9 protein-coding genes are annotated in these 11,832 nt (G+C 55.9%); 3 read left to right on the top strand and 6 right to left on the bottom strand.

Annotated elements, in window-relative coordinates:
* Positions 1–22: 22 nt before the first annotated feature.
* Complete coding sequence (locus tag KGA69_RS19695) at positions 23–592, bottom strand: NTP transferase domain-containing protein (RefSeq protein WP_213292605.1); 570 nt, start codon at positions 590–592, stop codon at positions 23–25.
* Between the two features lie 34 nt (positions 593–626).
* On the opposite strand from KGA69_RS19695, the gene yqeC reads away from it, so the two are divergent.
* Positions 627–1,385 carry a selenium cofactor biosynthesis protein YqeC gene (gene yqeC / locus KGA69_RS19690; protein ID WP_045392537.1) on the top strand — a complete coding sequence of 253 codons (759 nt, stop codon included), beginning with the start codon at positions 627–629 and terminating at the stop codon, positions 1,383–1,385.
* Between the two features lie 42 nt (positions 1,386–1,427).
* Complete coding sequence (gene yqeB / locus KGA69_RS19685) at positions 1,428–3,053, top strand: selenium-dependent molybdenum cofactor biosynthesis protein YqeB (RefSeq protein WP_047050061.1); 1,626 nt, start codon at positions 1,428–1,430, stop codon at positions 3,051–3,053.
* A gap of 232 nt (positions 3,054–3,285) precedes the next feature.
* Here yqeB and arcC read toward each other — a convergent pair whose 3' ends face one another.
* From arcC to ygeW, 5 genes are all read right to left on the bottom strand, one after another.
* The gene (arcC, locus tag KGA69_RS19680) at positions 3,286–4,218 is read right to left on the bottom strand and encodes a carbamate kinase (RefSeq protein WP_047042754.1); all 933 of its coding nucleotides are present in this window, start codon (positions 4,216–4,218) and stop codon (positions 3,286–3,288) included.
* An 11-nt stretch (positions 4,219–4,229) separates the two neighbouring features.
* Positions 4,230–5,636 carry a dihydropyrimidinase gene (gene hydA, locus KGA69_RS19675; protein ID WP_045392531.1) on the bottom strand — a complete coding sequence of 469 codons (1,407 nt, stop codon included), beginning with the start codon at positions 5,634–5,636 and terminating at the stop codon, positions 4,230–4,232.
* 51 nt (positions 5,637–5,687) lie between these two features.
* Complete coding sequence (locus KGA69_RS19670; RefSeq protein ID WP_015705213.1) at positions 5,688–6,899, bottom strand: YgeY family selenium metabolism-linked hydrolase; 1,212 nt, start codon at positions 6,897–6,899, stop codon at positions 5,688–5,690.
* A gap of 63 nt (positions 6,900–6,962) precedes the next feature.
* Positions 6,963–8,162 carry a diaminopropionate ammonia-lyase gene (gene dpaL, locus KGA69_RS19665; protein WP_045392528.1) on the bottom strand — a complete coding sequence of 400 codons (1,200 nt, stop codon included), beginning with the start codon at positions 8,160–8,162 and terminating at the stop codon, positions 6,963–6,965.
* A gap of 59 nt (positions 8,163–8,221) precedes the next feature.
* A complete protein-coding gene (ygeW, locus tag KGA69_RS19660; protein ID WP_015366901.1) occupies positions 8,222–9,409 on the bottom strand; it encodes a knotted carbamoyltransferase YgeW in 1,188 nt (395 codons plus the stop codon).
* A 486-nt stretch (positions 9,410–9,895) separates the two neighbouring features.
* On the opposite strand from ygeW, the gene KGA69_RS19655 reads away from it, so the two are divergent.
* Positions 9,896–11,674 carry a sigma-54 interaction domain-containing protein gene (locus KGA69_RS19655; RefSeq protein WP_045392525.1) on the top strand — a complete coding sequence of 593 codons (1,779 nt, stop codon included), beginning with the start codon at positions 9,896–9,898 and terminating at the stop codon, positions 11,672–11,674.
* The last annotated feature ends 158 nt before the right edge of the window (positions 11,675–11,832 follow it).

The raw sequence follows: 11,832 nt of genomic DNA, 5'->3' as shown, positions 1-11,832 counted from the left end.
TAATTTCCCGACAAAGGCACTATTAATCCTGGTTTTGCAGGCGAATAAAATCAGCAGGGGTATCGATATCCCAGACCATTTGCGGAAAATCTAACTCCAGACAGCGATGGCGGCTTTGTAATAACCGTTTGCGCATTGAGTCGGGTCCATCGTGAGTGATAAGTTGGCGCAACTGCGTGCCGGCAATAAGGATTGGATGACCCGGTACGCCTTGATATTGCGGAAGAAGCGCGCTGTCGCCCCGTTGTTGCCACAGCCGCTGGAAAAGCGCAGTCGGCAGGCAGGGTAAATCGCCGAGGGTGATAAAACAGTAGTTGTTTCGCACCTGGCTTGCGCCGGCGCAAACAGAAGTAAACAGACCCTGCTGATAGTTGGGATTATAAACCAGGGTTATTTTCGGATGCGCCGAATAGCGTTGATGTAACTCCTCTGCGCGAAAACCGCTCACCAGAATAATACGCGAGCAGAATTGCAGGGCGTTTTTTATACTTGCATCAAGTATTGTCGTTCCGCGCCAGGGTAACATCATTTTCCACTGTCCCATCCGGGAGGACAATCCGGCGGCGGTAATAATACAATCGACCTGTTTCATACTCCTCCCTGAATAATGGAATCCTGTCCAGCGCATGGAAAATATACCGCATCTGCAATCGCTGTTTTGTGATTTAGGCGTAAATGATGGTCCGCTGCTGATTTCCGCCGTCGGCGCGGGAGGTAAAACCAGTACCTTAATGTGGCTGGCGCAGCGTTTTCGTGAGGCTGGCCGGCGAGTTCTGCTCACCACGACCACCCACATGTATCTTCCGACAACCCTACCTGTGCTGATTTGCCGCGATCCGCTGGCGCTGCCTGACGAGGTTTGGCTGCGGCCGCTACAGGCCTGCTACGCCTCATGGCTCGCCCCTGCGGGTAAAGTTCGTGGGTTTAGCCCGCAACAGCTTGATGCGCTGGTTGCCGCAGGTTGCGTGGACGTGGTGCTGGTAGAAGCTGACGGGGCTCACGGTTTCGCCTTAAAAGCGCCAGCTGAGCACGAACCTTGCATACCTCAATCCTGTTGCTGCGTTATTGCCGTCATGGGGGCCTGGAGGCTCGGGCAAAACGTTGGGCCAGCGACCGTTCATCGCTGGCCCCTTTTTTCCCGGATAACCGGCGCGGCGCCGGATACAGCGCTGAGGTGGCCGATGCTGCATCGCTTGATCGCGCATCCGCAGGGAGCGTTTAAAGGCGTTCCGCCCGCCAGTCGCCGGATCCTGCTGCTGAATCAGCTTTCTCAAAATGAGAATTTACCGGAGGAGGCGCTGTTGCAGCAGTGGGGGATTAACGCACTGTGGGCGGGAGCAGTACAAGAGCAACCCGCGATAACGCGGCGACGAACAACAGAGTGACGCCCCGGCTTGGGCGCATGGCGGATATCCATTGAGGTTGTTATGAATATTTTCTCTGAAGCGGCAAAACTCGAAGCACAGAATCGCCCGTTTGCCCTGGCGCAGATTGTCGATAGCCGCGGCTCAACGCCGCGCCATTCGGCGCAGATGTTAATCCGTGAAGATGGTTCGATAGTCGGCACCATCGGCGGCGGCATGGTTGAGCGTAAAGTGATTGAACAGGCGCTGGAAGCGCTCAGCGAAAAAGCGTCGCGCATGTTTCATGGGCGGATGGCGCGCAGCGGCAGCGATGCGGTCGGCTCCGATTGCGGTGGGGCGATGTCGGTCTATATTAGCGTACATGGCCTGCGCCCGCGGCTGGTGCTGATCGGCGCCGGACACGTTAACCGTGCGGTGGCGCAAAGCGCGGCGCTGCTGGGTTTTGAGGTGGCGGTGGCCGATATCTATTCTGAAAGCCTGAACCCCGACTATTTTCCGCCGACAACGCAATTGCTGCATGCTGAAACCTTCAGCGAGGCAGTGGATTCCCTGGCGATCCGCGGTGATGACTTTGTGTTAATCGCCACCAATAACCAGGACCGTGAAGCGCTGGATAAACTGATTGAACGGCCGGTCGCCTGGCTTGGGCTGCTGGCCAGCCGCCGTAAAGTCCAGGTATTTTTACGCCAGCTGCGGGAAAACGGCGTTGCCGCAGAACATATTGCCCGCCTGCATGCGCCGGTTGGCTATAACATTGGCGCCGAAACGCCGCATGAGATAGCAATTAGCATTCTGGCGGAAATCCTGCAGGTAAAAAATCGCGCGCCCGGCGGCCTGCTGATGGCGGCTGCCACGCCTGCGCAGCAGCAGTTGGTCGCTATTCGCGGCGCCGGCGATATCGCCAGCGGCGTGGCACTGCGCCTGTGGCATGCGGGGTTCAAAGTGGTGATGCTGGAAGTGGCGAAGCCGACGGTTATCCGCCGCAGCGTCGCTTTTGCCCAGGCAGTCTTCGACGGTGAAATGACGGTAGAAGGGGTGATGGCGAAGCGGGTGTCATCCGCTCAGGAGGCCATCCAGGTGATTGAGAATGGCGTGATTCCGGTATTGGTGGATCCGCTGTGCGAATCGCTGACTGAACTGCGTCCTGTCTGCGTCGTGGATGCCATTCTGGCGAAAGAGAATTTTGGTACGCAACGAGAAATGGCGCCGGCGGTAATTGCGCTGGGCCCGGGTTTTTGCGCTGGCGTGGATTGTCATGCGGTGATTGAAACCAATCGCGGCCATTGGCTGGGGCAGGTGATTTACGATGGCAAAGCGCAGGAGAACACCGGGGTTCCTGGTAATATTCTTGGGCATACCTCACGACGGGTGATCCGCGCCCCGGGTGCCGGGGTGATGCATGCGAAGGTGGCGCTGGGGGATATCGTTAATGAAGGCGATATCATCGCCACTATCGGCGAGGCCGAGATTATTGCGCCATTAAGCGGTATGGTGCGTGGTTTGCTCAGCGATGGGTTAGTGGTCGATAGCGGCTTTAAAATTGGCGATATCGACCCGCGCGGCGCCAGCGCCGATTTTACCAGCGTCTCCGATAAGGCGCGCGCCATCGGCGGCGGGGTGCTTGAGGCGCTGATGACGCTGATGAATAAAAGAGTAAAAGAGAAGAGTGAGTTATTGTCGGTGGCGTAGATAGCGGCACGAAGCCGCTTTTTTGCCGGGTGGCGGCTACGCCTTACCCGGCCTACCGTTCGTGCGACCGGCCTTTAATTTATTCACTGCGCTGGATGAAGCCGGTGTTGATGGCCTCAAAATCCCCGGTGGCGCTACCGCTTACCGGGGCTACAGAACTGTGCGGTCTGGTAGCCCGGATAAGGCGCAACGCGCCGCCTCCGGGAAAACAGTATCTACATTTCGTGCCTTTTTACCCTTCAATAACCGTACCGGTTTTTCCTTCAATTCCTTCTTTGGCTTTATTTAATACGGTGATGAGCGCTTTGCGCCCCGGACGTGAACGGGCGAATGACGCGGCGGCCTCAACTTTCGGCAGCATCGAACCCTTAGCGAAGTGACCCTCACGAATGAACTGTTCAGCATCGCTGAGCGACAGCTTATCCAGCCACTGCTCGTTGGGTTTGCCGAAGTTGATCGCCACTTTCTCGACCGCGGTCAAGATGATCAGCATGTCGGCGTCGATCATCGCCGCCAGTTTAGCGCTGGCCCAGTCTTTATCAATTACCGCGCTGGCGCCGCGCAGATGATTGCCTTCGCGGATTACCGGGATCCCGCCGCCGCCCGCGGTGATCACCACGTGACAGGCATCCATTAGCGCTTTTACCGTCTCTTTCTCAATAATATCGACCGGCTGCGGCGAGGCGACAACCCGGCGATAGCCGCGCCCGGCATCTTCTTTCATGACGTAGCCCTGACGCGTGAGCTGTTCCGCTTCCTGCTCGGTGAAAAAAGAGCCGATAGGTTTGGTCGGATTTTTAAACGCCGGATCGTTGGCGTCGACTTCCACCTGGGTGATGATTGTCGCCACCGGGATATGCATCGATCGCGACAGCAGCTCCTCGCGCAGGGCGTTTTGCAGGTCATATCCGATATAGCCCTGGCTTAGTGCCACGCAGACCGACATGGGCAACATCGGGGTATGGGCCTCGGTTTTGGCTGCGGCTTCGAAAGCAAGGTTAATCATCCCAACCTGCGGGCCGTTGCCGTGGGTCACGACCACCTGGTGGCCATGGGCTATCAGGTCGACAATAGCCTGCGCGGTTTGCTTGACGGCCTGCATTTGCCCGGCCAGATCCTCGCCAAGCGCGTTACCGCCGAGGGCGAGTACAATTTTCTTACTCATGAATGCCTCACTTAAGATGTGGTTCCGCTGACCGGAAGGTGAGCGGTAGAAAAGGGATCGCGGCGTAAAAAACGCCCCTGGCCAGCGCTGCCGGTGAAGGTGCCGTTATCGAAAATAACCCGGCCATGCGATAAGGTCTGGCGAATCGCGCCCTGGCAAATAAAGCCCTCCCAGGGCGAATAGTCGGCGTTGTCATGCAACATCTCATGGCGGATCGTGGTGGTGCGCTGCGGATCGATTATGACGACATCGCCGTCTGCGCCGGGTGCCAATAGTCCTTTTTTCGGCCACAGGCCAAATAGCTTCGCAGGGGTGGCGCTGGTGAGCGCGACGAAACGCTGCGGTGAGATCCGCCCGGTCATGACGCCGTGGGAAAACATGAGCAACAGGCGGTTTTCCACCCCAGGTAGGCCGTTCGGACAGCGGCTGAAATCGCCGCCGGAGAGCTGCTGGCGTTGGGCCATCGAGAAAGCGCAGTGATCGGTCGCCACCACGTCGATCGAGCCATCGGCGATACCGCACCACAGCGCATCATTGTTGCTGGCGTTGCGCAGCGGCGGGCTTAATAAATAGCCCAGCGCGTCTTCGCGTTCATAGCACCGGTCGTCAAGCAGCAGATATTGCGGACAGGTTTCAATCCATACCGGCTGATGCCGCCGCTGGGCGAGACGCAGATAATCCAGCCCCAGGCCGTTGGAGAGATGAACGATATACAGCGGCGCATTGTCGGCGAGCTGGGCGAGGTTGATCATCCGTGCGATGGCCTCCGCTTCACACTCCAGCGGGCGGCTAAGGGCGTGGTAGCGCGGCGCGGTTTTGCCGGCCGCCAGAAATTCGGCCCGTTTACGGGCGATAGCGGCGTCGTTTTCCGGATGAACGGTGGTTAGCGCGCCGGCGCGGTGGAGATGGCGCATCGCCTGAAGCACTTCGTCATCGTTCAACTTATACTGGTAGGTCAGGTAGAGCTTGAAGCTGCTAATTCCGGCTTCCACCATCATCGGGATTTCATCGAGGATGGCATGGTTGATATGCTGGATAACGCCGTGAAAACTGTAGTCGATCACCGCTTTGTAGGCGGCATATCCGTGATAGGCCTCTAGCTGGTGACGAAGCCGGCAGCCGGCGGGGCCGAAGCCCATATGGTCGACGATAGTGGTGGTACCGCCGCAGGCGGCGGCGCGGGTGCCGGTGAAGAAATCATCGCAGCTGCGGGCGTGCCCGGTATCGATATTAAAGTGAGTATGAACGTCAATGCCGCCGGGCATGACGTAGCAACCTGCGGCATCGATAGTCTGGCAAGGTTCGGTCGGGGTTATCCGTTCGGCGAGCTGGCTGACCAGGCCGTTTTCAATCAGCAGATCCTGTTTTGCCTGGCCGTCGGCGTTGACCACGATGCCGTTTTTAATCAGTACGCGCATAAAAACTCCAGACTCCCGCCGACGCGCGGCGGGAGGAATAACCGTACGAACTTACTCCGTTGCCAGCCAGCTCAGCGGGATTGCGGCGTACATCGCGGCGCAGGTCACCAGATGCTGTTTCCAGGTTTTTTCATTTGGCGCATGGGCTTCCGGCTCTTTACCCGGACCGAAACCGATAACCGGGATGCCGTGACGGCCCATGATGGAAACGCCGTTGGTGGAGAAGGTCCACTTGTCGACCACCGGCGCTTTACCGAACAGCCCTTCATAGGCGTTGCTGAGCGCGCGTACGGTGAAATGATCCTCTTCAACTTTCCAGGTCGGGAAGTAGCATTCCGTTGGATAAACCAGCCCGGTCCATGACGGGCGTTCATAGTTGTACATTGAGACCACGGCGCCAGCCTTCTGCACGGCAGGCAGGGCGCGGATCTCATCCAACGCGCCTTCCCAGGTTTCGCCCCAGGTCAGACGGCGGTCGATAGAGACCGCGCAGCTGTCGGCAACCGCGCAGCGGCTTGGCGAGGTGAAGAAAATTTCTGAAACGGTGAGGGTGCCTTTACCCAGGAATTCATCGTTGCCAAGGTTATGGGACAGCTCCTGCAGCTCGTTAAGAATCGGCCCCATTTTGAAAATGGCATTATCGCCGCGCTCCGGCGCCGAGCCGTGGCAGCTCACCCCCTGAACATCAACGCGAATCTCCATACGCCCGCGCTGACCGCGATAGATTTGGCAATCCGTCGGCTCGGTACTGACCACGAATTCCGGGCGAATGCCGGACTGCTCGATGATGTACTGCCAGCACAGACCGTCGCAATCTTCCTCCTGGACGGTACCGGTCACCAGCAGGGTATATTCATCTTCCAGACCGAGGTCCTTGATGATTTTTCCAGCGTAGACCATCGACGCCATCCCGCCTTCCTGGTCGGACGCGCCGCGCCCGCCGATCAGCTCATCGGTTTCCATCCCCTGATAGGGGTCGAAGGTCCAGTTCTTGATGTTACCGATGCCGACGGTATCGATATGCGCGTCCATGGCGACCAGTCGCGGGCCGTGGCCGATATAGCCCAGCACGTTGCCCATCGGGTCGATCTCGACTTTATCGAAGCCGACTTTTTCCATCTCTTCTTTAATACGATGCACGACGCGTTTTTCGTCACAGCTTTCGCTGGGGATGGCGATCATATCGCGCAGGAAGCGGGTCATATCCTGCTGGTAGTGGTTTGCTTTTTCGACAATCAGTTTGAATGGAATGTGCTTAGCCATGAATTAACTCTCCGGTCCTGATTTCCCGCTTCGCGGGAAGAAAATGTTGAATAAGTTGAACGTTTACTGTGCTGCCGGCAGCTTGCCTTCCCAGACGACCTCGCGGTAATGCTGCACGTCGGTGTCGCCTTCGGTGCTGATGACCAGCACCACGGAGTGGTTATCAAGCCCCAGTTTGTTCATCAGCGCCTGGCGCTGCGGATGGAAGTGGACGGCGGCCAGCGTCCCGAGCCCGACGGCGCCGGATTCCCCGGAGATAACCCGGTGATCATTGCCGACGGGATTACCGAGTACGCGCATACCGAGGGCGGCAACGGCATCCTGGCAGGAGATAAATTGGGTGGCGCAGTTGCGCAGGATTTCCCAGCCCAGCGGGTTAGGTTCGCCGCAGGCCAGTCCGGCCATGATGGTGGCCATGTCGCCGCCGACGTTGACGATGTCGCCTTTTACTCCGGAGCGATAGATGCAGTCCGCCAGTTCAGGTTCGACGATCACCGAGTGCAAATCGCGGGCGCCGAAGACGTCGACCAGATAGCCGAGCACGCCGCCTGCCATCGCGCCGACACCGGCCTGCAGGAAGACGTGGGTAGGGCGAGCAATGCCCATCGCCGCCATCTGTTCTACCGCTTCATCGGCGAGGGTGGCGTAACCTTGCATAATCCAGGTTGGGATTTTGGTGTAACCTTCCCATGCGGTGTCCTGTACCACTTCCCAGCCGTTTTTCTGCGCGGTTTGCATGGTAAAGCGCACGGTATCGTCGTAGTTCATATCGGTAACGATACATTCCGCGCCGAGGCGCAAAATGGCATCCACGCGTTCCTGCGCTGAACCTTTCGGCATGTATACCACCGCGTTTTGCCCTAGCTGCTGGGCGGCCCAGGCGACGCCGCGCCCGTGGTTGCCGTCGGTGGTAGTGGCGAAAGTCATCTTCTCTTTGATGGTGGATTTCAGGGTATCAAACGAGAAGGCGTTAATATCGAGACGGTATTTTTCACACAACAGCTGGGCGATGGCGTAGGCGCCGCCGAGCATTTTGAAGGCGTTGAGGCCAAAGCGCTGGGATTCATCTTTTACCAGGATGTTCTTTACGCCGAACAGCGCCGCCAGTTCCTTCAGGGCATATAGCGGCGTCGGTTGGTAACCGGCGATTTTTTGATGAAAATGACGCGCCTGTTGCGCCTGCTGACGGGAAAACAGCGGCGAGGTTTCACCGGTAAAGAAGCGGTTGTCGGCAATATCCATTTTCAGCGAAAAAGCAGACATATTCTGTCCTTATCCTTCTTTGGAGTCGGGGAAGCCGGCCCGCAGACCGGCTTGCGAGGTTATTTGATGCGTTTTTGCGCGTCCTGCAGCAGTTGCTCCAGCAACTGACCGGGTTTGGCATATTTGCGACAGAGGATCATGGCGGCGATGATGTACGGCTTCCAGCTGGCCTCTTTATAGGTGGCGATACGGTATTTTTCGAACACCGCTTCGGTGACTTCGCCTTCCTCGCAGGAGACGCCGGTAATATCCGCCGGCAGGCAGTGCATATACAGCGCGTCACCGTCTTTGGTGTGCTTCATCATCTCTTCGGTACAGTGCCAGTCTTTGTGATTGGCGTTCTGGGCGAGACAGGCTTTTTCCAATGCTTTCAGCCCGTCATGGTCGTTGGCGCGCAGTAGCTCGGTGCGCTGTTCCATCACTTTGTATGGCGCCCAGGATTTCGGGTAAACGATATCGGCGTCTTTAAAGGCTTCCGCCATATCGGTGACCTGACGGAAGCTGCCACCGGATGCCGCGGCGTTTTTCTTCGCCACTTCGATAACATCCGGGATCAGATCGTAGCCTTCCGGATGGGCGAGGGTGACGTCCATACCGAAGCGGGTCATCAGACCGATGATCCCCTGCGGAACGGAAAGCGGTTTGCCGTAGCTTGGCGAGTAGGCCCAGGTCATGGCAATTTTTTTACCTTTCAGATTTTCCAGCGAGCCGAAGTGTTCACGCAGCCAGGCCAGATCGGCCATCGCCTGCGTCGGATGGTCGATGTCGCACTGCAGGTTTATTAATGCCGGGCGCTGCGGCAGTACGCCCTGTTTGTGGCCGTCATCCAGCGCTTCGCCGACTTCACGCATATAAGCGTTGCCGGCGCCGAGATACATATCGTCGCGGATACCGATGGCGTCAGCGCAGAAGGAGATCATATTGGCGGTTTCACGTACCGTTTCACCGTGGGCGATCTGCGACTTGCCTTCGTCGAGGTCCTGCTGCGCCAGGCCGAGCAGGTTTAACGCCGAGGCATAAGAGAAGCGGGTGCGGGTCGAGTTATCGCGAAAGACCGAAATACCCAGCCCGCTGTTAAAAACTTTGGTAGCGATGTTTTCCGCCCGCAGCGTTTTCAACGCCGCGGCGACATCCAGCACCTGCTTCAGCTCGTCCGGCGATTGCTCCCACGTCAGCAGGAAGTCTTTTTCATGCAGGTTGGAGTTGAGCTTATTGATATCCTTGATCAGTTCGTTAACAGTTTTCATATTTCGATCCTGGTAGTGAATGACGGCTTATTGATTGCTGTGCAGTCGAAATGACATTGATGTAAGTGGCGACGGCCAGCGCTGTATTACCACTAACAATAAGCGTGCCAGTTGTAATTCAGTCGCGGTGCGCGAGCGAAAAAGTCGGGAATTATGAGAGGCGGGTCACGAAAAATGGCTTATAACGGTCAATTGATAGAAATGAAATTCATTCGCCAGTTGTCACGATAAATTTAATTTGATCCATCAGACGAGCGTGGATATCGTTCTGCGACGGTGATTTCGACACCAAAATGATAATTTTGGCCTGTGGATTATCATATTGAGAGGAAAATGTGATACCTCTTCCATATTTTCTTTAAGCCGTAAAAAAGCGCAGGGTTGGCACCTTTTTTCAAGTTGCGCAGCGGTAGTATGATAAACGCAGAATAAAAAGAGTCGATCTTCAGCTTTTCTCTTTCGGCTACTGATATTAAAAGGTCAATTATGATTCCCTCCAATTCTCTATCCGTTTTAATGCAGATTCAGCCAACGATTCAACGTTTTGCCCGCATGCTCTCCAGCGTGTTACAACTCGAGGTCGAGATTGTCGATAATACGCTGTGCCGCGTCGCCGGTACCGGCGCCTACGGTAAATTCCTGGGGCGAAAATTAAATACAGATTCGCGACTTTTACGTTACATAATAGAAACAAAAAAAGAAAAGGTCGTGACTCATTCGCGTTTTGACCCCTTGTGTAAGGGGTGTACCAATAAAGAGAACTGTAAAGAGAAGGCATTTCTGGGCACTCCGGTCATTTATCAGGAACAGTGTGTCGGGGTTATTAGCCTGGTCGCCCTAACTCGCGAGCAGCAGGAGCGCATTAATGACAACCTCCACGAGTTCTCAGATTATGTACGACACGTTTCTTCAATATTTGTCTCCCGCCTGTTAGAAGACCAGGGTGGGGGAGACAATATGCTTAAAATGTTTTCCACCATGATTGAAAACATGGATCAGGGCGTGCTGGTGGTTAGCCAGGATCAAAAAGTTAAATTTGCCAATCAGGCGGCAATGAAAATCCTTGGCGCGAATCACGGTAGTATGATTGGTAAAACTATTCATTTTCGTCCGCTGACTTTTGCGCAAAATTTTATTCGCGGCCACGTTCAGCACGTCATTTCTTTTGATGATAAGAAAGAGCTGATTATCGGTCAGCTGCACGCTATTCAGGATCAATGGCTGTTCTTAATGGCCTTCCATCAGTCGCATTCGTCGGCCGATCTGGCGCCGCCGCAGGATGTCCCGCAGATTGAACAGATGGTTGGCGAATGTCGGCCAATGCGTCAGCTGAAAAAACTGATTACCCGTGTGGCGCCAAGCCCGTCGAGCGTAATGATCGTCGGCGAAAGTGGAACCGGCAAAGAGGTGGTCGCTCGCGCGGTGCATAAGCTCAGCGACAGACAGGCAAAGCCTTTCATCGCCATCAACTGCGCGGCCATCCCCGAGCAGCTACTGGAGAGCGAGCTCTTTGGTTACGTCAAAGGCGCATTTACCGGGGCGTCGGCAAACGGCAAGACCGGGTTGATTCAGGCAGCTAATCACGGCACGCTGTTTCTCGATGAAATCGGCGACATGCCGTTAACCCTGCAGGCTAAGCTGCTGCGGGCGATTGAATCGCGCGAAATTCAGCCGGTGGGGGCGAGCCATCCGGTGCCGGTCGATATCCGCATTATTTCGGCCACTAACCAGAATCTTGAGCAGTTCATTGCCGAAGGCAAATTCCGCGAGGATCTGTTCTATCGGCTTAATGTCATCCCACTGCGCCTGCCGCCGCTGCGCGAGCGTCAGGATGATATCGAATTGCTGATTCACTATTTCCTGCACCTGCACACCCGGCGGCTGGAGCTGGTTTATCCCGGCGTGTCCCCGGAAGTTATCGCCTTACTGAAGAACTACCGTTGGCCGGGCAATATTCGCGAGCTGAGTAACCTGATGGAGTACCTGGTTAACGTGGTTCCCTCCGGTGAGGTGATCGATCTGTCGCTGTTGCCGCCAAATCTTATCAGCAGCGGCAAAGTCAACGAGCGTGAAAGCACCGGGGCGGCGCCAGCCAGCGTTGCGAAAGAAGAAGAGGGGGGAACGGCGCTGGAGGAGATGGAAAAGCAGATGATCCGCGATGCTTTGACGCGTTATAGCAATAAAAAGCAGGCCGCTGATGAACTCGGGATCGGCATTGCGACGCTATATCGTAAAATCAAAAAATATGAACTGGTCGGGGTTTGATAACCCGTATCACTCTGAGAGCAATGTTTATCAAAATCGCCGATCGTTATTGATCTGGCATGCATCACGCGCCGAATACCCGGAAAAGAGAAAATCACTACTGATGATTTTCTCTTTTTTTACAGCTTTCAACTCCTCCCTCATGGCTTATCTGTTCT

It is taken from the genome of Klebsiella sp. A52 (assembly GCF_018388785.1).
Taxonomy (GTDB): Bacteria; Pseudomonadota; Gammaproteobacteria; order Enterobacterales; family Enterobacteriaceae; genus Klebsiella; species Klebsiella aerogenes.
The sequence above is the reverse complement of the archived record's forward strand: the minus strand, read 5'-3'. Positions and strand labels throughout refer to the sequence as shown.